Below are 22,008 nucleotides of genomic sequence, written 5' to 3'. Positions count from 1 at the left end.
CGGGCGGCGGCACGCGCGCAGGCGGCCGCGGCGGGCCCCGAGGCGCTCGCGCGGTGGCGCCTCGAGCAGGTCGTGGCCTGGCGGCGGCTCGCCGAACCAGGTGCTGCGCCGGACCTGCCGCCCGCGCTGCTCGGGCGTGTCGAGGCGGGCCTCGTCGACCGCCGCGTCCGGGACGCGGTGCTCGTCTCGCTGCTGCCGGGCACGGGTGACCTCCCCGAGCGTGCCGTCGCGCGCGACGGCGGCGACGAGGACGACGCGGTCCGTGCCGCCGTGGGACGCCTCGTCGACCCCGCGACGGGCCGCGCGCCGGACGACGCGGTCCGTGCCGCCGAGCGTGCGCTCGAGGGTGTCGTCGCCCACGGGCGTCGACGGGCGCAGGCGCCCGCGACCACGTTGCTGGCGCTCCTCGCCTGGTGGCGCGGCGACGGCGCGCGAGCGGGCGTCCTGGTCGAGCGGGCCGTCACCGACGACCCCGGCTACCGGCTGGCCCACCTGCTGCGGGGTGCGCTCGACGCGGGACTCGCGCCCGGGTGGGCGGCGCGCTGACGCCGCGCAGCCTCCCGGGCGGACGGCGTGCTGACGTCGCGCGGGGCGGCTGCGGTGCGCGCGGTCGTGGCACGTCCCGCGCTCCGGTAGCGTCACGCCCGAGGCCGCTGGGGTCCGGGAGGAGGATCGTCGATGGGGATCGTGGTCGGGTACCTGGCGACGCCGGAGGGTCGCGCCGCGCTGGACGCAGCCGTCGAGGAGGCGCGTCACCGGGACCTTCCGGTGGTGGTGGTGCTCAGCGTCCGTCCGGACGAGCCCGAGGAGCGTCGGGCGGAGACGGCCGCCGCGCTGGCTCAGGTCCGCGACGAGCTCGACGCGCTCGGTGTCCGGCACGACGTGCGCCAGCTCGAGGGCGGCGACGTCGCCGACGACCTCATCGGGACCGCGGAGGAGGTCGACGCGCAGCTCGTGGTGCTGGGCCTGCGGCGCCGCAGCCCCGTCGGCAAGCTCATCCTCGGGTCGAACGCGCAGCGGGTGCTCTTCGACGCGCCGTGCCCGGTGCTGACGGTGAAGCCCGCCGGCTGACGTCGGTCGGGCCGGTCGAGCCGGTCGGGACGCTCCGGACAGGTTCCTGCGGGCGGGAATTCGGCGAGCCGTCGCGACGTTGTGACGTAGCGACCCCTGAGGAACGTGCGCCGCGCGGCGGCGCTCGTCGTCGCGCGCGGCGATGCCCCGCGGGTCGGTACAATATCCGTCTGTCTCCCGGTTCTTCGGACTCCCCCCGGATCCGGTTGCCGCGCTGACGAAAGGTCGTTCGTGACGTCCCAGACCCCCCACCCCGCACTTCCGCGCGAGTTCCAGCACCCTGCGCTGCAGGAGTTGGTCATGCGTGGGCGGACCAACGGCAGCGTCGACACCGCCGCGGTGCGTGCGGCATGCGAGGCCGCCGGTGTCGAGGGCCCCAAGCGGCTGCGGGCCGTCGTCCGCGGGCTCGGCACGGCGGGCGTCGAGGTGGCCGACCTCGGGAACGCCGGCCGCGCGGTCGCGGCCACGAGCGCGAAGTCACGCCCCGCCGCCAAGGCGTCCCTCGGCGACGGCGCGGCGCCCGCCAAGGCGCCCCGCACCGCCACCAAGACCACCAAGGCCGCGCCCGCGAAGGCCAAGGCCGCCCCCGCCAAGGCGTCGAAGGCCACGGAGGCGCCCGACGAGGACGAGGTCGACGCGGACGTCGAGGTCGACGAGGTCGAGCTCGAGGACGTCGACGCCACGGACGTCGAGGAGACGGACGAGGCCACCGACGGCGACGAGTCGACCGACGACGACGCCGACGGCGCCAAGAAGGCCGCGTCCACCACGACCACGAAGAGCGACGAGTCGGAGGACACCGGGTTCGTCTACTCGGACGCCGACGACGACGACGCCCCGGCGCAGCAGGTCGTCACCGCAGGTGCCACGGCCGACCCTGTCAAGGACTACCTCAAGCAGATCGGCAAGGTCGCGCTGCTGAACGCCGAGCAGGAGGTCGAGCTCGCGAAGCGCATCGAGGCCGGCCTGTTCGCGGAGGAGAAGCTGTCGGAGATCCGCGACAGCATCGAGCCGAAGCTGCGCCGTGAGCTCGAGTGGATCGCGCAGGACGGCCGGCGTGCCAAGAACCACCTGCTCGAGGCCAACCTGCGTCTCGTGGTGTCCCTCGCCAAGCGCTACACGGGCCGCGGGATGCTCTTCCTGGACCTCATCCAGGAGGGCAACCTCGGTCTGATCCGCGCGGTCGAGAAGTTCGACTACACCAAGGGCTACAAGTTCTCGACGTACGCCACCTGGTGGATCCGGCAGGCGATCACGCGCGCCATGGCCGACCAGGCCCGCACCATCCGCATCCCGGTGCACATGGTGGAGGTCATCAACAAGCTCGCGCGCGTGCAGCGGCAGATGCTCCAGGACCTGGGCCGCGAGCCCACGCCCGAGGAGCTCGCCAAGGAGCTCGACATGACGCCCGAGAAGGTCGTCGAGGTCCAGAAGTACGGCCGCGAGCCGATCTCGCTGCACACCCCGCTGGGCGAGGACGGCGACAGCGAGTTCGGTGACCTCATCGAGGACTCCGAGGCCGTCGTGCCCGCCGACGCGGTGAGCTTCACGCTCCTGCAGGAGCAGCTGCACCAGGTCCTCGACACGCTCTCCGAGCGCGAGGCCGGCGTCGTGTCGATGCGGTTCGGCCTGACCGACGGCCAGCCGAAGACGCTCGACGAGATCGGCAAGGTCTACGGCGTCACGCGTGAGCGCATCCGGCAGATCGAGTCGAAGACCATGTCGAAGCTGCGGCACCCGTCGCGGTCGCAGGTTCTGCGCGACTACCTCGACTGAGCCACGGGCCCCGGCAGGGCCTGGCAGCACGGCACGACGGCCGCCGCACCCTCGGGTGCCGCGGCCGTCGTGCGTCTCGAGGACACGTCAGCCGCCGGCGACGCCCAGCGTGAGCGTGTCGTGCGCCGTCTGCTTCGCGAAGTCGCCCGATCCCGGCTGCGCGCGCTGCAGCACCTCGTAGGTGAGGTCCAGGCGGATCGACCGGGTCGCGGGGTCCACCGCGCCGATCGAGAACGACGTCGAGTACGAGTACGGGTCGGACATGAGGTAGCCCGGCGTGATCGACGACGCGTCCTCGAACGCCGCCGGGCTCTCGAGCGCCGCACCCGAGGCGTCCAACGCGGTCGGGACCGCCCGCAGACGCTGCAGGTAGATCTCCGAGCCGCCCGGCTCGGACGCCGTCACGGACAGCGAGACCGGCTTCGTGGCACCCGCGGTCCACTGCGCCGCGGCCAGGTCGGTCCAGTAGTCCACCGCGAGCGTCGCCGCGCCGGCGGTGAGGCTGCGGCTCGTGTTGCCGCCCGCGAGGTCACCCGTCGCGACCGCTCCCGCCGACGGCGACGACGCCTCGGGCGTGGCGTCGCCCGTCGACGTGGCGTCGGACGTCGCGCTCGCCGTCCCGGACGGCGCCGCCCGCTCCCAGGGCGGGGTGCCGCACGCGACGAGCAGCACCACCGTCGTCAGCACGACCGCACCAGCGCCGGTGCGCCTGCGCATCCCTGTACGTCGCAACGTTGCCCCCCGGACGTCGCACACCGATCTCTCAGCAGATCCTTGGACGACCTTAGCGCGACCCGAGGAGGGCGCAGAGGTGGACGCGGCATCGTCGTGGACGTCGAGAGAGAAGGACGACGGAGGACGAACGATGACGACCACGACACTGACCCGCCCGGCCGAGGACGTCGAGCAGGGCGAGCAGCACGGCACGGACCTCGTGCGGTACGCGTTCCGTGCCGACGAGCTCGTCGCCGCCGCGCCGCGGCCCACCGCGCGCATCGGCGCCGTCATCCCCGCCTACAACGAGGCCGGGACGATCAAGCGCGTGCTGCGCGGGCTGCTCGCGCAGACCCGGCTCCCGGACGCGATCCACGTGGTCGTCAACAACACCACCGACCGGACGTTCAAGATCGCGGGCAAGCTCGCCGGCGAGCACGTGGTGCGACGCGCCGGACGCGAGCAGAGGACCACGGTGTACGTGCACGACATCGGCACCAACCGCGACAAGAAGGTCGGCGCCCTCAACTACGGCTTCCAGCTCGTGCAGGACATGGACCTGCTGCTCGGGGTCGACGGCGACACCGTCATGGAGCGCACCGCGCTCGCGGAGCTCGAGGCCGAGATCCTGTCGGACCCGCGCATCGGCGGGATCTCCGCGGTCTACACGGTCGACAACCGGAACGTCCGCAACCCGCTCGCGACGCTGCTGCTCACCGGGCAGCGCGCGCAGTTCGCGGCGTTCAACATGCAGAACATGGTCCGCGGCCGCAACATGGCCGTCCTCGGCGGTCAGGCCAGCCTGTTCCGGGTCGGCGCGCTGCGCGAGGTCATGGCGGAGTACCACCAGGCCGCGCCGTGGGTGAGCGACTCCGAGGTCGAGGACTCGCTGCTCAGCCTGCAGATCAAGAACGTCGGCTACTCGACCAAGATCAGCGCCACCGCGCGCGCCGAGGTCGGCGGCATGACGACGCTGCGTGCGCTCGACGGCCAGCAGGTCAAGTGGAACTACGGGGCGATCGACCTCATGTGGCCCGGGCAGCGCGGCGACACGCGCGGCCAGCCGCTGCACCCCAACCTGCGGCTGCGCTGGCTGGAGAACCTCGGGATGGTCGTCAACGCGAGCACCCGCATCCTCTTCCTGCTGCTGCTGGCCGCGTCGCTCAGCATCCACGCGTTCGTCTTCAGCCCGCTGTGGCTGATCCCGCCGGTGCTGGCCGTCGCGCTCAACGTCCGGATCGCGCGGTCCATGCAGGACCGCACGTGGCGCGACGTGCTCTACGCCGCGACCCTCGTGCCGGCCGAGCTGTACATGTGGGTCCGGATCGGCCACTTCGTGCGGGCGTGGACCAAGTTCGCGACGCGCTCGCGCACGGACAACTGGGCGGCTCAGGCGCGTGCCGAGCGCGGCGCCGGCTGGGCGTACCTCAGCCCGCTGCTCGTCGCCGTCGCCGGCTTCGCCGCGTGCGCCTGGGTGTGGGTGTCGCTGCCGATGATCGCCCGCACGAGCCTGCTGTGGGTGGGGTGGCCGCTGCTGGCCGTCGTGACGATCGCGCAGAGCGTGTTCATGCTGGCCCGCCTCGTGCGGCCCCAGTACGGGTACCGGGTGTGAGCGGGTTGCTGACCTCGGCGCGGTGGCGCGAGCTGGCCGACGACCTGCCCGAGAGCCCCGACGCGGTCCGTGCGCTCGTCGTGGCCTACCTCGCGCTGCTGCCTCTGCGGACCCTGGCGCTCACGCGCGCGCTCCACGCCGGTGACGCCGTGGCCGTCCGCACCGCGGCGCTGTCGCTCCACGTCGGCAGCGCCATGGTCGGCGCCCACCTGCTCGCCGACCGGTGCCACGCGGTCGAGCGGCACGTCGCGGCGCAGGGGTGCGACCAGGACGCGGCCCGTTCGGTCGAGGCGGCGCGGGACGCCGCCGACGCCACGGGTCGGGTCCTGGTGGCGCTGCTACGCCGGTGCGACGAACTTGTAGCCCACGCCCCGGACGGTCTGGATCCAGCGCGGTGAGCCGCCGTCGTCGCCGAGCTTGCGCCGCAGGTTGACCATGTGGACCTCGAGGCTGCGGCGCTCGGCGTCGCTGACGAAGACGCCCGCGTCGTACTCCTCGCCGCGCAGGGCCCGCACCAGGTCGTCCTTGGGCACGACGCGACCGGTCCGCTCCGCGAGCGTCGTGAGCAGGTCGAACTCGCTGCGCGTCAGATGGACCTCGGTGCCGTCGACGGTGACGGCGTGCGCGTCGAGGTCGACCACGAGCGGGCCGTGCTCGACGCGCCGGTGGTCGTCCGGCGCGCCGGTGTCGACGCCCGGCTCGGGCGGCGGCGGGGGAGCGCTCCCGGCGTCGGCCTGGCGTGCGCGGGGCCGGCGCAGCAGCGCCTCGATCCGGGCGCGGAGCTCCCGGGCCCTGAACGGCTTGACCTGGTAGTCGTCGGCGCCCGCGTCGAGCCCCATGAGCACGTCGATCTCGTCGGGCAGCGCCGTGAGCATGACGACGTACGTGTCGCTGAAGCCGCGGATGCGTCGCACGACCTCGTAGCCGTCGATGTCGGGCAGGTTGACGTCGACGGTCGTGACGAGCGGGTCGTGGCGCCGCACGGCCTCGACCGCCGTGGCGCCGTCCGCCGCCGCGTGGACGGTGAACCCGGCCTGGCGCAGCACCGTGACGAGCAGCTGCCGGATGTCGTCGTCGTCCTCGACGACGACGGCCGTGCGTGACGCCCCCTGGTCGGCCATGACGGCACGTTAGCAACGTCACAGCGGGTGCGTCGGGTGGGACGACGAGGGCCCCGGACCGTGCGGTCCGGGGCCCTCGTGGTCGGGTGGCTGCCGTCAGCGGGCCGCGCCCGCCCCGGCGCCGTGCTCGGCGAGGAGGCGGTCAGTCTCGTCCTGGACGTGCGTGGCCACCGCGGCGAACTTCGGTGCGTGCTCGCGCGCGTGGTGCGCGCAGAACAGCAGCTCGCCGACGGGGAGCACGACGCGGACGTACGCCTGGGCACCACAGCGGTCGCAGCGGTCGGCAGCCGTCAGCGGGGTCGTGGAATCGATCGTCGTCCCTCTCACGTCTCCATACAACCACCCGTCGCCGGGATCCATGCCACCGGGAGGGGACGGTTCGCTGTCTGCGTACAAGATCGTGACACGGCGTCACGTGATCGTGATCTGCGCGCACCGCGCCGTCACACGCACGACACGCGGCAGCGCCCGGTGCGGGGTGCCCGCGGCATGGCGCCGCGGGGCGTGCCCGTGTCCGCGACTACCATCGGCGCCGTGACGACGACCTCCTCCCCGTCCGGCTACACCGCTCGGCACCTGTCGGTGCTCGAGGGCCTCGAGGCGGTGCGCAAGCGCCCCGGCATGTACATCGGCACGACCGACAGCCGCGGCCTCATGCACTGCCTGTGGGAGATCATCGACAACTCGGTCGACGAGGCCCTCGCCGGGCACGGCGACCGCATCGACATCGTGCTGCACGCCGACTCGTCGGTCGAGGTGCGCGACAACGGTCGTGGCGTGCCCGTCGACGTCGAGCCCAAGACGGGCCTGACGGGCGTCGAGGTCGTGTTCACGAAGCTGCACGCGGGCGGCAAGTTCGGCGGCGGCTCGTACGGCGCGTCGGGCGGTCTGCACGGCGTCGGCGCGTCCGTGGTCAACGCGCTGTCCTCGCGCCTCGACGTCGAGGTCGACCGCGGCGGCAAGACGTACCGCATGACGTTCCACCGCGGCGAGCCGGGCGTCTTCGACGACCGCGACGGCGCGAGCCCCGAGTCGCCCTTCGAGCCGTTCGTCTCGGGCTCCGAGCTCGCGGTCGTGGGCAAGGTCGCCAAGGGGCGCACGGGCACGCGCGTGCGCTACTGGGCGGACCGGCAGATCTTCCCGAAGTCCGCCGTGTTCTCGTACGACGAGCTCGTGACGCGCGCGCGGCAGACCAGCTTCCTGGTCCCCGGCCTCGCGATCACCGTGCGGGACGAGCGCCGCATCCCCGGGACGCCCGGGCAGGACGGCCCGCACGAGGAGACGTTCCTGCACTCGGGCGGCGTCGTCGACTTCGTCGACCACCTCGCGCCCGACGCGGCCGTCACGGACGTGTGGCACCTGACGGGCGAGGGCACGTTCACCGAGACCGTGCCCGTGCTCGACGACCGCGGCCACATGACGCCCCAGGAGGTCGCGCGCACCTGCGAGGTCGACGTCGCGCTGCGCTGGGGCACGGGCTACGCGACCGAGGCACGCTCGTTCGTCAACATCATCGCGACGCCCAAGGGCGGCACGCACGTCGCCGGGTTCGAGGCCGGGCTGCTCAAGACGCTGCGCGCGCAGGTCGCCGCGAACGCGCGCCGGCTGAAGATCTCCGCGAAGGACTCGGCGAGCGAGCGCATCGAGAAGGAGGACGTGCTCGCCGGCATGACGGCCGTCGTCACCGTGCGCCTGGCCGAGCCGCAGTTCGAGGGGCAGACCAAGGAGGTGCTCGGCACCGGCCCCGTGCGCGGCATCGTCGCTCGGGTCGTCGAGCAGGAGCTGACCGCGATCTTCGGGTCGTCGAAGCGCGAGCACAAGGCGCACTCGGCGCTGCTGCTCGACAAGGTCGTGGGGGAGATGCGCGCGCGGGTGTCGGCGCGCAAGCAGAAGGAGATCTCGCGGCGCAAGAACGCGCTCGAGTCGTCGTCGCTGCCCGCGAAGCTCGCCGACTGCCGCATCGACGACGTCGAGCGCAGCGAGCTGTTCATCGTCGAGGGCGACAGCGCGCTCGGCACCGCGAAGCTCGCGCGCAGCTCCGACTTCCAGGCGCTGCTGCCGATCCGCGGCAAGATCCTCAACGTCCAGAAAGCGTCGGTCGGCGACATGCTGAAGAACGCCGAGTGCGCGTCGATCATCCAGGTGGTCGGCGCCGGGTCGGGGCGCACGTTCGACCTCGAGGCCGCGCGCTACGGCAAGATCGTGCTGATGACGGACGCCGACGTCGACGGCGCGCACATCCGCACGCTGCTGCTGACGCTGTTCTTCCGGTACATGCGGCCCCTCGTCGAGGCGGGGCGCGTCTACGCGGCCGTGCCGCCGCTGCACCGCATCGAGGTCATCGGTGCGGGGTCGCGCAAGAACGAGTACGTCTACACGTACTCCGAGGCCGAGCTCGCGGCGACGCTCAAGAAGCTCGACCGCTCGGGCCGCCGGTACAAGGACGACATCCAGCGGTACAAGGGCCTGGGGGAGATGGACGCCGACCAGCTCGCCGAGACCACCATGGACCCGCGGCACCGCACGCTGCGCCGCGTGCGCGTCGGTGAGGCCGAGCAGGCCGCCGCCCAGGTCGAGAAGGTCTTCGAGCTGCTGATGGGCTCCGACGTCGCGCCGCGCAAGGACTTCATCGTCGCCAACGCGCACGTCCTCGACTCGTCGCGCATCGACGCCTGACCCGCGGCGAGGCGCGTCCGCGCCGGTTTCCTGTTGGTCGCTCGGCGGCGGGGGCGTCACGCTGGACCCATGACCGACACGCTCGCCCCGATCGCCGTCCGCGTCGCCCCGCCGACGGACGTCCCGCTGCCCGCCGCCGAGCTCGGTCTGACGTGGCGCGCCATGGCGCCGGCGGACGTCGACGGCGTCACGGCGCTCATGGTCCGCGGTCAGGAGGCCGACGGCCTGCCGTACCGCACGTCCGCCGCCGAGGTCGCGCAGGAGCTCGAGGGCGACTGGCGGGACGTCGCGCGCGACACGCTGCTCGGCCTCGACGACACCGGGACGCCCCGCGCGGTGGCCCGCGTGGACACCTCGCCGGGCGACCGACGCGTCGTGCGTGCGTTCGTCGAGGGCGCGGTCGACCCGGCGTGGCGCGGGCGGGGGATCGGCCGCGCGCTCGTCGCGTGGGCGCAGGCCCGCGCGCGCCAGGTGCTGGCGGCGTCCGGCAAGGAGCTGCCCGCGCGCATCGTGACGTTCGTCGACGACGCGACCCCCGACGCCGTGCGTCTGTACCGCGCGGCCGGCTTCACGCCCATCCGCTACTACACGCACATGCGTCGCTCGCTCGACGTCGCGCTGCCCGACGTCCCGGACGTCGACGGCCTGCGCGTGGTCCCCTGGGCGCCCGAGCTCGACGACGCCGTGCGGGTCGCCCACAACGAGGTCTTCGCCGACCACTGGGGCTCCGAGCCCCGCACGCCCGAGCAGTGGGCGCGCTCGAAGGCGATGTTCGCGCCGACGTGGTCGTTCGTCGCGCTCGACGACGCCGGCGAGGTCGTGGGGTACGCGGTCTCGGGACGCTACGAGGAGGACTGGCCGGCGGCCGGGTACCCCTCGGGGTACACCGAGCTGCTGGGCGTGCGGCGCGCGTGGCGCGGCCGCCGGGTCGCGGTCGCGCTGCTCACCGCGGTGATGCGCGCGTACGCCGCGGACGGCATGCGGTACGCCGAGCTCGAGGTCGACACCGCGAACCCGTCGGGCGCGCACGGGCTGTACGCGGACCTCGGCTACGAGGTCGCGCACTCCTCGACGATGCTCTCGATCGAGCTGTGACGTAGGTCCTGCACACCCCCGCGGCAGGTCCGTCACGCGTCGGCGCGGTGTCCGGTTAGGGTCTGTGCCCATGACCGACGTGCTCGACCTGCAGGACGTGACGATCCGGCGTGGTGCGACGACGATCCTCGAGGGGCTGTCGTGGCGGGTCCAGGACGGCGAGCGGTGGGTCGTGCTGGGGCGCAACGGCGCCGGCAAGACGACGCTGCTGCAGGTCGCCTCGGGTCGCATGCACCCGACGTCGGGTACGGCGTCGCTGCTGGGCCAGCGGCTGGGCGCGACGGACGTGTTCGAGCTGCGGCCGCGCATCGGCATCGCGAGCGCGGCGCTGGCCGACCGGATCCCGTCGGGCGAGACCGTGCGCGACGTCGTGCTGACGGCGGCGTACGGCGTGACCGGTCGGTGGCGCGAGTCCTACGAGGAGGTCGACGAGGCGCGTGCCGCCGACCTGCTCGCCGCGTTCGGCGTGGCGCACCTCGGCGACCGCTGGTTCGGCACGCTGTCCGAGGGCGAGCGCAAGCGCGTGCAGATCGCGCGTGCGCTCATGAGCGACCCGGAGCTGCTGCTGCTCGACGAGCCCGCGGCCGGCCTCGACCTCGGTGGCCGCGAGGAGCTGGTGGGTGCGCTGGCCGAGCTCGCGCGGGACCGTCGCTCGCCCGCGCTCGTGCTCGTGACGCACCACGTCGAGGAGATCCCGCAGGGGTTCACGCACCTGCTGCTGCTGCGCGCCGGCCGGGTGTTCGCGGCCGGGCCGATCGACGAGGTCCTCACGGCCGAGAACCTGTCCGGCACGTTCGACGTGCCGCTGAGCCTCGACCGGCAGGACGGCCGCTGGTCGGCGCACGCGACCGACCGCGCCGCACGCTGAACTGCGCCTTCGACCCACGGGATCGCAAAGCGGTCGCATAGGATCGTCGCAGGACGACCAGCGGAGGTGACGGCCATGGGATGGCTCTGGTGGGTCGGTGGCGGGCTCGTGCTGGGCATCCTCGAGATGCTCTCGCTCGACCTCGTCCTCATCATGTTCGCCGGCGGGGCGCTGGCCGGTGCGGCCGCGTACGCGCTGGGTGCGCCGCTCGCGGTGCAGATCCTCGTCGCGGGCATCACCGCGGTCGTGCTCCTGCTGACGCTGCGGCCGTGGTTGCTGCGGCACCTCAAGGGGCGGGTCGACCTGCCCGAGACCAACGCGGCCGCGCTGGTCGGGCGACCGGCCGTCGTCGTCTCGACGGTCGACGGCACGACGGGCCGGGTCAAGCTCGCGGGCGAGGTGTGGAGCGCGCGGACCGCCGACGGCGGCACGCTCCCGGCGGGTGCCGCGGTCTCGGTGACGCGCATCGACGGCGCGACGGCCGTGGTGAGCCCGCTGCCGGCGACCGCCGGCGGCCCCGCGGCCACGGGCCCGGCGCCCGCCTGACGCCCGCGTCCGACAGACAACCGACCCGCGCCGCGGGTCACCGTGGTCGCCCCGGTACGGGCGGCGCAACCTAGCGGAGGTCTCATGAACGACAGCCCGCCCGTGGGCCAGGTCGCGTTGATCGTCGTCCTCGTGCTCGTCCTGATCTTCGTGATCGTCGCGCTCGTGCGCGCGGTGCGGATCGTGCCGCAGGCGGTCGCGATCATCGTCGAGCGGCTCGGTCGGTACAACAAGACGCTCGACGCCGGTCTGCACCTGCTGATCCCGTTCGTGGACCGCGTGCGCGCGAACGTCGACCTGCGCGAGCAGGTCGTGTCGTTCCCGCCGCAGCCCGTGATCACGTCGGACAACCTGGTCGTGAGCATCGACACGGTCATCTACTTCCAGGTGACGTCGCCGAAGGACGCGGTCTACGAGATCGCCAACTACATCACCGGCATCGAGCAGCTCACGGTGACGACGCTGCGCAACGTCATCGGGTCGATGGACCTCGAGCAGACGCTGACGAGCCGTGACCAGATCAACGGCCAGCTGCGCGGCGTCCTCGACGAGGCGACCGGGAAGTGGGGCATCCGCGTCAACCGCGTCGAGCTCAAGGCGATCGACCCGCCCGCGTCGGTGCAGGGCTCGATGGAGCAGCAGATGCGTGCCGAGCGCGACCGTCGTGCCGCGATCCTCACGGCCGAGGGCGTCAAGCAGTCCGCGATCCTCACGGCCGAGGGCGAGAAGCAGTCGGCGATCCTGCGGGCCGAGGGGGAGGCCCAGTCGGCGATCCTGCGGGCCGAGGGTGAGGCGCGCGCGATCCTCCAGGTGTTCGACGCGGTGCACCGCGGCGACGCCGACCCGAAGCTGCTGGCGTACCAGTACCTGCAGACGCTGCCGAAGATCGCGTCGAGCCCGTCGAACAAGATGTGGTTCCTGCCGGCCGAGCTCAGCGGTGCGCTGGGGTGGCTGTCGAAGGGCTTCGCGGGCGGCGGCCCGTCGGACGGCGAGTACCCGACGCGCGCGGCGGGGCAGTCGCCGATCGCGGAGGGCGACCTGCCCCCGGTCTCGCTGACGGACCCGAGCGAGGCGCTCGCGGAGGCGCGGCGCGAGTCGGCCGCGGCGACGGCGGACGCGACGAGCGCCGGGACGCTGTCGGGTGTGCCGTTCGACCCGTCGGCCGAGCGCGGTCAGCGCCCGGGGACGGGCCCCGTGGCGCCGCAGCGTGCGGTGCCGGGTGCCGGTCCGGCCCCGGCCGGCGGCGAGACGCCGCACGCCGCGCAGCAGCCGGCGCCGCAGCAGCCGGCCGTCCCGCCCGTGCAGGACGCTCCGCAGCAGGGCACGCAGCAGCCGCCGGCGGCTCCCTGACGCCGCAGGTCACTGACCGACCACGACGCCGGTGCTCCCTCGTGGGGCGCCGGCGTCGTCGCGTCCGGGGATCGCTGACCTGAGGACTTGCTGAGTGAGTGCTCACTCACTTATCGTCGCGCTCATGAGTGCTGCTGCCGGACGTCCGAGCCGTGCCGCCCCGCTGCCGCCCGAGGAGCGTCGCCGCGCGATCCTCGACGCCGTGCAGCCCGTGATTCTCGAGCGCGGCCTCGATGTCACCACGCGCCAGCTCGCGGATGCCGCGGGGGTCGCCGAGGGCACGCTGTTCCGCGTCTTCGACGACAAGGAGCAGCTCGTGCGCGAGGCCGCCTTCGCCGCGGCCGACCCCACGCTCGGTCTCGACGCGCTCGCCGCGATCGACGCGGGCATGCCGCTGCGCGACCGGCTCGTGCGCCTCGTCGAGCTCATGGAGCAGCGCGTCGGGCAGGTGCGCGTCTGGATGACCGTGCTGCACCGCCTCGGCCGCGGCCCTGACGGGCAGCTGCACGGGCACGGCGCACGCTGGGCCGAGCGTCAGCGCGAGGGCCTCGAGGCCGTGCACGCCCAGATGCGTCGCCTGCTCGAGCCCGACGCCGACCGTCTGCGGCTGCCGCTCGACGACGCCGTCCAGGCCGTCGACGCGCTCGTGCTCGGCATGCTCCTGCACGCCGGACGCGTCGGCATGCTGCACGGCGGAAATCTCGAGCGCTCGTTCGAGCCACGCGTCATCGTGGACCTGCTGCTCGACGGCATGCTCGCGCCCACCGACCCGACACCCCCCACGCCCCCCACCCCCACCGGGGACGCCCCCACCCTCACGGAAGGGTCCTGACCCATGCTCATCCGACTGCTCAGGGAGCACCTGCGCCCGTACCGGGGAGCCGTGATCGCCGTCCTGGCGCTCCAGCTCGTGCAGGTCGTCGCGACGCTGTGGCTGCCGAGCCTCAACGCCGACATCATCGACGACGGCGTCGCCAAGGGCGACACCGACGCCATCTGGAGCCTCGGCGGCGTCATGCTCGGCGTCAGCCTCGTGCAGGTCGTCGCCGCGATCGCCGCCGTCTGGTTCGGCGCGCGCGCCGCCATGGCGTTCGGCCGTGACGTGCGTGCACGGCTGTTCGCGCAGGTGCAGTCGTTCTCGCAGCAGGAGATGGGCAAGTTCGGCGCGCCGACGCTCATCACCCGCACGACCAACGACGTGCAGCAGGTGCAGATGGTCGTCTTCATGACGTTCGTGTTCCTCGTCATGGCGCCGCTCATGCTCATCGGCGGCGTCGTCATGTCGCTGCGCGAGGACGTGGGTCTGTCCGGTCTGCTGCTGGTGATCGTGCCCGTGCTGGCCGTCATCGTCGGGCTCATCGTGTCGCGCATGGTGCCGTGGTTCCGGCGCGTGCAGAAGCGCATCGACGCGATCAACCGCGTCATGCGCGAGCAGCTCACGGGCGTGCGCGTCATCCGTGCGTTCGTCCGCGAGCGGCACGAGGAGGCGCGCTTCGAGGTCGCCAACGACGCGCTCTACGTCGCCTCGCTCAGCACCGGCCTGCTGATGGCGCTCATGTTCCCCGTCGTCATGCTCGTGATGAACGTGTCGAGCGTGTCGGTCGTGTGGTTCGGGGCGCGCCGGATCGACGCGGGCGACATGGAGATCGGCGCGCTCATCGCGTTCCTCAGCTACATCATGTTCGTGCTCATGGCCGTGCTCATGAGCTCGATGATGGTCGTCATGGTGCCGCGCGCCATGGTCTCGGCCGACCGCATCGGCGAGGTGCTCGACACCGACACCACCGTCGTGCCGCCCACGCAGGCGACGCCGTTCCCCACCGGTCCCGAGGCTCGGCCCGGCCTGCTCGAGCTGCGGGACGTCGAGTTCCGCTACCCGGGCGCCGAGCACGCCGTGCTGCAGGACGTGTCGTTCGTGGCCGAGCCCGGGCGGACCACCGCGATCATCGGCTCGACCGGCGCCGGCAAGTCGACGCTGCTCAACCTCGTGCCGCGGCTGTACGACGTCACGGGCGGCCAGGTGCTGGTCGACGGCGTGGACGTGCGCACCGCCGACCCGATCGCGCTCGGCGACCGCATCGGCCTCGTGCCGCAGCGGCCGTACCTGTTCTCCGGCACCATCCGGTCGAACCTCGAGTTCGGTCGGCCCGGTGCGAGCGACGAGGAGATGTGGCACGCGCTCGAGGTCGCGCAGGCGCGCGACTTCGTCGAGGCGCTCGAGGAGGGCCTCGACGCGCCCGTCGCGCAGGGCGGGACCAACCTGTCGGGCGGTCAGCGCCAGCGCCTCGCGATCGCCCGTGCGCTCGTGCGGCGCCCGAGCATCTACCTGTTCGACGACTCTTTCTCGGCCCTCGACTACGCCACGGACGCCGCGCTGCGTGCCGCCCTGGCGCCCGAGACGCGCGACGCCACGGTCCTCGTGGTCGCCCAGCGCGTCGCGACCATCCGCTACGCCGACCGGATCCTCGTGCTCGACGAGGGCCGCGTGGTCGGCGACGGCACCCACGACGAGCTCCTGGAGTCCAACGCGACCTACCAGGAGATCGTGTACTCCCAGCTGAACGCGCAGGAGGCGGCATGAGCGCCACGACCGACAAGCGTCCCGCCGGACCGCCCCCGGGCGGCCCCCGCGGCGGCGGACCGATGGGCCACGGCATGGGCATGCCCGGCCAGAAGTCGCTCGACTTCCGCGGCTCGCTGCGCCGACTGCTGACCGTGCTGCGGCCCGAGCGCGTGCGGCTCGTCCTCGTCCTCGTGCTCGGCGTCGGCTCGGTGGCCGCGGCCGTCGCGGGCCCGAAGCTCCTCGGCAACGCGACCAACGTGCTGTTCGAGGGCATCGTGTCGCGCCAGCTCGGCGGCGTGCTGCCGGCCGGCACGACGCAGGCCCAGGCCGTCGAGGCGCTGCGCGCCTCGGGCCAGGACACGATCGCCGACATGGTCAGCGGCATGCACACGCTGACCGTCGGGTCGGGCGTGGACTTCACGCGCCTCGGCGAGATCCTGCTCGTCGTGCTCGCGGTGTACGTCGCCGCGTTCCTGCTCGGCTGGCTGCAGGGCCGGCTCACGGCGCGCGCCGTGCAGAACACGGTCAAGCGCATGCGCACGCACGTCGAGGAGAAGCTCGGGCGGCTCCCGCTGTCCTACTTCGACCGGCAGCCGCGCGGCGAGCTGCTGTCCCGCGTGACCAACGACATCGACAACGTCGCGCAGACCATGCAGCAGACGCTGTCGCAGCTCATCACGTCGGTGCTCACGGTGCTGGGCGTGCTCGGCATGATGTTCTGGATCTCGCCGCTGCTCGCCGTGGTCGCGCTCGTGACCGTGCCGCTGTCGGTCGTGATCGCCGCGGCGATCGCGAAGCGCTCGCAGCCGCAGTTCGTGCAGCAGTGGGCCTGGACCGGCAAGCTCAACGCGCACATCGAGGAGATGTTCACGGGCCACGCGCTCGTGACGGTGTTCGGGCGGCAGCGCCAGGCCGCCGAGACGTTCGCCGAGCGCAACGAGCAGCTGTACCAGTCCTCGTTCAAGGCGCAGTTCATCTCGGGCATCATCCAGCCCGCGCTCGGCTTCGTGTCGAACATCAACTACCTGATCATCGCGGTGGTCGGCGGTCTGCGGGTCGCGTCGGGGACCATGACGCTCGGCGACGTGCAGGCGTTCATCCAGTACAGCCGGCAGTTCACGCAGCCGATCACGCAGATCGCGTCGATGGCCAACCTGCTGCAGTCGGGCGTCGCGTCGGCCGAGCGCGTGTTCGAGCTGCTCGACGCCGACGAGCAGTCGCCCGACCCGGCGGCGCCCGCCGCGCTGCCGCAGCCCGTGCGCGGGCGCGTCGCGTTCGAGGACGTGTCGTTCCGCTACGAGCCCGACGTGCCGCTCATCGAGGACCTGTCGGTCGTCGCCGAGCCCGGCCAGACCGTGGCGATCGTCGGGCCCACCGGTGCGGGCAAGACCACGCTCGTCAACCTCATCATGCGGTTCTACGAGGTCGACTCGGGGCGGATCACGCTCGACGGCGTCGACACGCGGGAGCTCACGCGCGACGCGCTGCGCTCGCAGATGGGCATGGTCCTGCAGGACACCTGGCTGTACGAGGGCACCATCGCCGAGAACATCGCCTACGGCGTGGACGGCGCGACGCACGAGCAGATCGTCGAGGCCGCCGTCGCGACCCACGTCGACCGGTTCGTGCGCACGCTGCCCGACGGCTACGACACGGTGATCGACGACGAGGGCGGCACGGTCTCGGCGGGGGAGAAGCAGCTCCTGACGATCGCGCGCGCGTTCCTCGCGGACCCGGCGATCCTCATCCTCGACGAGGCCACGAGCTCGGTCGACACGCGCACCGAGGTGCTCGTGCAGCACGCCATGAACGCGCTGCGCGCCGGTCGCACGTCGTTCGTCATCGCGCACCGGCTGTCGACGATCCGCGACGCCGACGTGATCCTCGTGATGGAGCACGGCCGGATCGTCGAGAAGGGCTCGCACGACGAGCTGCTCACGGCGGGCGGCGCGTACGCGCGGCTCTACGAGAGCCAGTTCGCCGCGGCCACGGCCCCGGTCGACTGACCCGCCGCGGAGCGGGGCCGTGCGCCCCGCCCGCGACGGACAGCCGTACGGCGCGACGGACAGGTGTACGCACCCGTCCGTCGCGCCGTCGTGCTCTCCGTCGGCGACGAGGGGGCGGGCGCGGGCGGGTGAACCCGCAGCCGGACGGCGGGTCGCGCGGAGCCGGGCACGCCCGAAAGTCCCACGTCCTGAGACGGCGGCGCGCCTAGCGTCGAGGGGGAGACGACACGCCCGCCCCCGTGACGAAGAGGTCGACCCATCAGCTCCGCCACCGCCGCCGCACCCCCGCACCCGTCGGACGACCGCCGGCGCGGGAGAGCCCTCCCGCGGGCGGAGCGGCTGCGGCGCCCCAGCCGGTCCACCGTGGGGCTCGTCGTCGGGCCTGCGCTCGCGGTGCTCGTCGCCGTCGTCGTGCCCGACATGCCGGCCGCGGCCGCGGGCATGCCCGACCACGCCGGCGCCGTCACCGCCGCGACGCTCGTGCTCATGGGCGTGTGGTGGATGACCGAGGCGCTGCCGCTCGCCGTCACCGCGCTGCTGCCGCTCGTCGTGCTGCCCGTCGCGGGCGTCGCACCCGTCGCCGACGTCGCCGCGCCGTACGCGAACAAGGTGATCTTCCTGTTCCTCGGCGGGTTCGTGCTCGCGATCGCGCTGCAGCGCTGGGACGTGCACCTGCGCATCGCGCTCGGCGTCGTGCGCCTCGTCGGCACCGCGCCGCGCCGGCTCGTGCTCGGCATGATGGTCGCCACGGCGCTGCTGAGCATGTGGGTGTCGAACACCGCGACCGCCGTGATGATGCTGCCGATCGGGGTGTCGGTGCTGACGCTGCTGAGCCGCGAGCGCGGCGAGGTCGACCGGCGGCTGTCCGCCGCGCTCATGCTCGGCATCGCGTACGCCGCGACCATCGGCTCGTTCGGCACGGTGATCGCGAGCCCGCCCAACGCGCTGCTCGTCGGGTACCTCTCGGAGACGTACGGCATCGAGATCGGGTTCGGCGAGTGGATGGCCGTCGGGCTGCCGCTGTCGGTCGTGTTCCTGCTGCTCGCGTGGCTCGTGCTCACGCGCGTCGTGTTCCGCGTCGACCCCGCGCCGCTGTGCGAGGACGACTCCGTGGTGCGCGCCGAGCTCGACCGGCTCGGGCCCATGGGCCACCCGCAGCGGCGCGTCGTGGCGGTGTTCGCGCTCGCCGCGACGTCGTGGATCGCGCTGCCGCTCGTGTGGCGCGGCACCCCCGTGACGGACGAGGTCGTGGCCGTCGTCGTCGCGGTGCTGCTGTTCCTGCTGCCGTCGGGCGAGCCGTGCGGCGGGCGGCTGCTCGACTGGTCGGACACGCGCGACCTGCCGTGGGGGATCCTGCTGCTGTTCGGCGGCGGGCTCGCGCTCGCGTCGCAGATCACCGCGTCCGGGCTGTCGGTGTGGATCGGGGAGCGTGCCCACGGGCTCGGCGGGCTGCCAACGTTCGTCGTCGTGGCCGTGGTGTGCGTGCTGACCGTCGCGATGACCGAGTTCATGTCGAACACCGCGACCGCCGCGACGCTGCTGCCGATCATGAGCACCGTGGGCGTCGCGCTGGGCCACGGCCCGCTGCTGCTGGCCGTGCCGGTCGCGCTCGCGGCCGGGTGCACGTTCATGATGCCGGCCGCGACGCCGCCCAACGCGATCGCGTACTCCTCGGGGTACGTGCGCGTGCCCGACATGGTGCGCGCCGGTGCGCCGCTGAGCGTCGCGTCCGTCCTGCTCGTCACGCTCACCGTCACGACGCTCGCCACCTGGGTCCTGCGCATCGGGGCATGACAGGCTGGGCACGGGCGCCGGAGCCGTCGCCCGTCGCGTACGAAGGAGTCGCATGAGCGCAGTGCCCGCCCCGTCCGTGCCCACCCCCGTCGCACCCGCCGCCGTCGCGCAGGCCGCCGTCACCGCCGACCCCGAGCTCGCGCACCGCGCACGCCGCCGCACCGTGCGGCTCGTGGACCCCGCCGGGCGTCCGCTCGTCGGCGTGTCCGTGCGCGTCGAGCAGCGCGGCCACGCCGTCGCATTCGGCTGCATCGGGTTCGACGAGACCGAGCGTGCGTGGCGCCGCCTGTCGGGACGCACGCCCGCACCGGGCGAGGACGCGCTGCTCGACCGGCTCGACGCGCTGTGGTTCGACCTGTTCGACACCGCGACGCTGCCGTTCTACTGGGGCACGTTCGAGCCCGAGCGCGGCCGCACGCGCACCGCCGCGCTGCGCGCCGCCGCCGAGCACTACGTGTCGCGCGGCGCGCGCGTCAAGGGGCACCCGCTGGTGTGGCACACGGTCGCGCCGCGCTGGCTCGAGCCGCTGCCGGACGACGAGGTGCTGCGGCTGCTGCGCGAGCGCGTGCGCCGCGACGCCGGCGAGTTCGCCGGGCTGGTCGACACGTGGGACGCGATCAACGAGGTCGTGATCATGCCGGTGTTCGACAAGGACACCAACGCGGTCACGCGCGTCGCCGCGACGCAGGGCCGCGTGCCGATGGTGCAGCTCGCGTTCGACGAGGCGCGCGCCGCGAACCCCGCGGCGACGCTGCTGCTCAACGACTTCGACATGTCGGCGGACTACGAGCACCTGGTCGAGGAGTGCCTGGCCGCGGGCGTCCGCATCGACGCGCTCGGGCTGCAGTCCCACATGCACAAGGGCGCGTGGGGGCGGGACAAGACGCTCGACGTGCTCGAGCGGTTCGGCCGGTTCGGCCTGCCGCTCCACCTCACGGAGACCACGATCCTGTCGGGCGACCTCATGCCGCGCGACATCGTCGACCTCAACGACCACCGGGTGGAGCGCTGGCCGTCGACGCCCGACGGGCTGGACCGGCAGGCCGACGACGTCGTCGCGCACTACCGCGCGCTCGTCGCCGACCCGCGCGTGCAGGCCGTGACGTACTGGGGGCTGTCCGACCACGGCATGTGGCTGCACGCCCCGGGCGGCCTGGTCACCGAGGACGGCACGCCGAAGCCCGCGTACGACGCGCTGCGCGGCCTGGTGCGCGGCGAGTGGTGGCTCGCGCCGACGACCGTCACCGCCGACGCGGACGGCCGCGTGCAGGTGCAGGGCCTGCCCGGGCGGTACGCGGTCGAGGCAGGTGGCGCGTGGCACGACGTCACGGTCGAGGAGGGCGACGACGCGGAGACGCTCGTGACCGTGCGGTGACGCGCCGCGGGAGGCGTGCGACGGGCGGGGTGCCGCGGCGCGCGGTGAGGCGCACGTCACGCGCGTCGGACGTCGAGCCGGCTCACGGCGCGGTCGATGCTCGTCGTATGCCCCCCGCACGCCCGCGGCTCGTCCGCGACCGGCTCACCGTCGGCCTGTACGCACCGTTCACCGTGTGGGGCTGGATGCTGTACAGCTTCAACCCGTCGGTGCCGCTGCTGGCCGACGAGCTCGACATCACCGCCGCGCAGGCCGGGCTGCACGGCACCGCGATGGCCGTCGGCGGCCTGCTCGCGGCGCCGTTGACCCCGCGCGCCGTGCGCGGGCTGGGACGCCGCGGCGCGATCGTCTCGGCGACGCTGCTGCTCACCGTCGGGGTCGCCGGGCTGCTGCTCGGGCCGACGCTCGCGTGGACGCTGCCCGCGATGGTCGTCGCCGCCGTCGGCGGCAACGTCATGATCGCCGCGACGCAGGTGGGGCTCGCCGAGCACACCGGACCCGCGGCGTCCGCCGCGATCACCGAGGCCAACGGCGTCGGGTCGTCGGTCGGGCTGGTCGGGCCGCTCGCGGTGGGCGCGGCCGTCACCGCCGGGTGGGGCTGGCGGCCCGGCGTCGCGGTGACGATCCTGCTCGCGGTCGTCGCGGCGACGCTCGTCGCGCGGCTGCCCGTCTCCGACTCGCTGCCGGGGCTGCGCCGTCGCGGCCGTGCCGCGGGCGCGGCGACGGGCTCGCCGGCGGGCTCCACGACGCCCGCGGTCGCCGACGTCGTGCCCGAGGGCACCGCGCCCGGCGACGGCGCGACCCTCCCGGCGGTCGTGCCCCCGGCCCGGCGGCGGCCCGTCGGCGCCGCCGCGCTCTTCCTCGTCGCGGTCGTCGCGGCCATCGCGCTCGAGAACGCCACGACCTACTGGGCCACCGACCTCGTGCTCACGCAGACCGGCGCGGGCGCGGGCATCGCGACCGCGACCACCGCCGGCCTGGTCGCGGGCATGTCGGCGATGCGGTTCGTGGTCGGGCCGCTGTCGCTGCGCATCCACCCGGCGCACCTGCTCGCGGCGTCGTTCGGCATCGCGATCGTCGGGTGGGCGGTGCTGTGGACCGCGACCGTGCCGGCCGTCGCGCTCGCGGGGCTGGTCGTCGCGGGCTTCGGCTACGGCGCGCACTACCCGCTGTCGATCTCGCTGCTGCTCGCCGCGTCGCCCGGCCGCGGGGACCGCGCGCAGTCGCACGCGACGCTCGCGGGCGCCGTCGCGATCGGCATCGCGCCGTTCCTGCTCGGCGCGCTCGCCGACGCGTTCGGCACGCACACCGCGTTCCTGCTCGTGCCGGTCGTCGCGGTCGGCGGTGCGGTCGTCGCGGTCCTCGGCGGGCAGGCCGTGCGTCGCGACGTCGCGGCCTGACGACAGCCCTGCGCGGGTCACCGTCGTGGGACGTCGCGCGC

At 73.5% G+C, this 22,008-nt stretch carries 19 protein-coding genes; 16 read left to right on the top strand and 3 right to left on the bottom strand.

All coding sequences use genetic code 11. From position 1 onward, the window contains the following. From CS2_RS09705 to CS2_RS09695, 3 genes are all read left to right on the top strand, one after another. On the top strand, positions 1-546 hold a 546-nt coding region (locus tag CS2_RS09705), incomplete at its 5' end, for a DUF4192 family protein (protein ID WP_156442077.1). Positions 547-678: 132 nt separating this feature from the next. Then, positions 679-1,071, top strand: coding sequence for a universal stress protein (locus CS2_RS09700; RefSeq protein WP_046528556.1), 393 nt, complete (start codon positions 679-681; stop codon positions 1,069-1,071). Positions 1,072-1,302: 231 nt separating this feature from the next. Continuing rightward, positions 1,303-2,847 (top strand): RNA polymerase sigma factor, encoded by a 1,545-nt coding sequence (locus CS2_RS09695; protein ID WP_070319820.1) that lies wholly within the window; start codon positions 1,303-1,305, stop codon positions 2,845-2,847. A gap of 87 nt (positions 2,848-2,934) precedes the next feature. On the opposite strand, the gene CS2_RS09690 is transcribed toward CS2_RS09695, so the two are convergent. Continuing rightward, a complete protein-coding gene (locus tag CS2_RS09690) occupies positions 2,935-3,534 on the bottom strand; it encodes a hypothetical protein (protein ID WP_134850813.1) in 600 nt (199 codons plus the stop codon). A 178-nt stretch (positions 3,535-3,712) separates the two neighbouring features. On the opposite strand from CS2_RS09690, the gene CS2_RS09685 reads away from it, so the two are divergent. Both CS2_RS09685 and CS2_RS18825 read left to right on the top strand, forming a co-directional pair. Further along, complete coding sequence (locus CS2_RS09685) at positions 3,713-5,173, top strand: glycosyltransferase family 2 protein (protein WP_070319818.1); 1,461 nt, start codon at positions 3,713-3,715, stop codon at positions 5,171-5,173. Next, on the top strand, positions 5,170-5,571 hold the full coding sequence (locus CS2_RS18825) for a hypothetical protein (protein ID WP_070319817.1): 402 nt from the start codon (positions 5,170-5,172) through the stop codon (positions 5,569-5,571). The genes CS2_RS09685 and CS2_RS18825 overlap by 4 nt, the downstream gene beginning before the upstream one ends. Here the strand turns inward: CS2_RS18825 and CS2_RS09675 are convergent. Beyond that, positions 5,512-6,294, bottom strand: coding sequence for a response regulator transcription factor (locus tag CS2_RS09675; RefSeq protein WP_070319816.1), 783 nt, complete (start codon positions 6,292-6,294; stop codon positions 5,512-5,514). The two genes, CS2_RS18825 and CS2_RS09675, sit on opposite strands and share 60 nt — an antisense overlap. Positions 6,295-6,390: 96 nt before the next feature. Then, a complete protein-coding gene (locus tag CS2_RS09670; RefSeq protein WP_070319815.1) occupies positions 6,391-6,654 on the bottom strand; it encodes a DUF7455 domain-containing protein in 264 nt (87 codons plus the stop codon). Positions 6,655-6,828: 174 nt separating this feature from the next. Here CS2_RS09670 and CS2_RS09665 point away from each other — a divergent pair, with 174 nt between their 5' ends. The 11 genes from CS2_RS09665 (at position 6,829) to CS2_RS09615 (ending at position 21,967) form a co-directional block, all read left to right on the top strand. Further along, positions 6,829-8,970 (top strand): DNA gyrase/topoisomerase IV subunit B, encoded by a 2,142-nt coding sequence (locus CS2_RS09665; RefSeq protein ID WP_046528550.1) that lies wholly within the window; start codon positions 6,829-6,831, stop codon positions 8,968-8,970. A gap of 69 nt (positions 8,971-9,039) precedes the next feature. Then, on the top strand, positions 9,040-10,065 hold the full coding sequence (locus CS2_RS09660; RefSeq protein ID WP_070319814.1) for a GNAT family N-acetyltransferase: 1,026 nt from the start codon (positions 9,040-9,042) through the stop codon (positions 10,063-10,065). Between the two features lie 70 nt (positions 10,066-10,135). Next, positions 10,136-10,933, top strand: coding sequence for an ABC transporter ATP-binding protein (locus tag CS2_RS09655; protein ID WP_046530588.1), 798 nt, complete (start codon positions 10,136-10,138; stop codon positions 10,931-10,933). Positions 10,934-11,008: 75 nt separating this feature from the next. Further along, on the top strand, positions 11,009-11,479 hold the full coding sequence (locus CS2_RS09650) for an NfeD family protein (RefSeq protein WP_046528548.1): 471 nt from the start codon (positions 11,009-11,011) through the stop codon (positions 11,477-11,479). 84 nt (positions 11,480-11,563) lie between these two features. After that, positions 11,564-12,829 (top strand): SPFH domain-containing protein, encoded by a 1,266-nt coding sequence (locus CS2_RS09645; protein ID WP_070319813.1) that lies wholly within the window; start codon positions 11,564-11,566, stop codon positions 12,827-12,829. Positions 12,830-12,953: 124 nt separating this feature from the next. Beyond that, a complete protein-coding gene (locus tag CS2_RS09640) occupies positions 12,954-13,661 on the top strand; it encodes a TetR/AcrR family transcriptional regulator (protein ID WP_082740054.1) in 708 nt (235 codons plus the stop codon). Between the two features lie 3 nt (positions 13,662-13,664). Beyond that, positions 13,665-15,410, top strand: a complete 1,746-nt coding sequence (locus CS2_RS09635) for an ABC transporter ATP-binding protein (protein ID WP_070319811.1) — start codon at positions 13,665-13,667, stop codon at positions 15,408-15,410. Beyond that, positions 15,407-17,398, top strand: coding sequence for an ABC transporter ATP-binding protein (locus CS2_RS09630; protein WP_070319810.1), 1,992 nt, complete (start codon positions 15,407-15,409; stop codon positions 17,396-17,398). Before CS2_RS09635 ends, CS2_RS09630 begins: the two co-directional genes overlap by 4 nt. A 363-nt stretch (positions 17,399-17,761) precedes the next feature. Then, a complete protein-coding gene (locus CS2_RS09625; RefSeq protein WP_134850820.1) occupies positions 17,762-19,192 on the top strand; it encodes an SLC13 family permease in 1,431 nt (476 codons plus the stop codon). A 52-nt stretch (positions 19,193-19,244) separates the two neighbouring features. Next, on the top strand, positions 19,245-20,567 hold the full coding sequence (locus tag CS2_RS09620) for an endo-1,4-beta-xylanase (RefSeq protein WP_082740052.1): 1,323 nt from the start codon (positions 19,245-19,247) through the stop codon (positions 20,565-20,567). A 107-nt stretch (positions 20,568-20,674) separates the two neighbouring features. Further along, a complete protein-coding gene (locus CS2_RS09615) occupies positions 20,675-21,967 on the top strand; it encodes an MFS transporter (RefSeq protein ID WP_070319808.1) in 1,293 nt (430 codons plus the stop codon). Positions 21,968-22,008: the final 41 nt, after the last annotated feature.

It is taken from the genome of Cellulomonas iranensis NBRC 101100 = JCM 18110 (assembly GCF_001552375.1).
Lineage (GTDB): Bacteria > Actinomycetota > Actinomycetes > Actinomycetales > Cellulomonadaceae > Cellulomonas > Cellulomonas iranensis.
This window is presented reverse-complemented; position numbering and strand designations above follow the sequence as displayed.

Bases quoted from the DNA above. Each gene is read 5' to 3' on its own strand.
- CS2_RS09685 (WP_070319818.1), top strand. From the start codon at position 3,713: ATGACGACCACGACACTGACCCGCCCGGCCGAGGACGTCGAGCAGGGC.
- CS2_RS09640 (WP_082740054.1), top strand. From the start codon at position 12,954: ATGAGTGCTGCTGCCGGACGTCCGAGCCGTGCCGCCCCGCTGCCGCCC.
- CS2_RS09700 (WP_046528556.1), top strand. From the start codon at position 679: ATGGGGATCGTGGTCGGGTACCTGGCGACGCCGGAGGGTCGCGCCGCG.
- CS2_RS09675 (WP_070319816.1), bottom strand. From the start codon at position 6,294: ATGGCCGACCAGGGGGCGTCACGCACGGCCGTCGTCGTCGAGGACGAC.
- CS2_RS09630 (WP_070319810.1), top strand. From the start codon at position 15,407: ATGAGCGCCACGACCGACAAGCGTCCCGCCGGACCGCCCCCGGGCGGC.
- CS2_RS09620 (WP_082740052.1), top strand. From the start codon at position 19,245: ATGAGCGCAGTGCCCGCCCCGTCCGTGCCCACCCCCGTCGCACCCGCC.
- CS2_RS09615 (WP_070319808.1), top strand. From the start codon at position 20,675: ATGCCCCCCGCACGCCCGCGGCTCGTCCGCGACCGGCTCACCGTCGGC.
- CS2_RS09650 (WP_046528548.1), top strand. From the start codon at position 11,009: ATGGGATGGCTCTGGTGGGTCGGTGGCGGGCTCGTGCTGGGCATCCTC.
- CS2_RS09660 (WP_070319814.1), top strand. From the start codon at position 9,040: ATGACCGACACGCTCGCCCCGATCGCCGTCCGCGTCGCCCCGCCGACG.
- CS2_RS09655 (WP_046530588.1), top strand. From the start codon at position 10,136: ATGACCGACGTGCTCGACCTGCAGGACGTGACGATCCGGCGTGGTGCG.
- CS2_RS09670 (WP_070319815.1), bottom strand. From the start codon at position 6,654: ATGGATCCCGGCGACGGGTGGTTGTATGGAGACGTGAGAGGGACGACG.
- CS2_RS09635 (WP_070319811.1), top strand. From the start codon at position 13,665: ATGCTCATCCGACTGCTCAGGGAGCACCTGCGCCCGTACCGGGGAGCC.
- CS2_RS09645 (WP_070319813.1), top strand. From the start codon at position 11,564: ATGAACGACAGCCCGCCCGTGGGCCAGGTCGCGTTGATCGTCGTCCTC.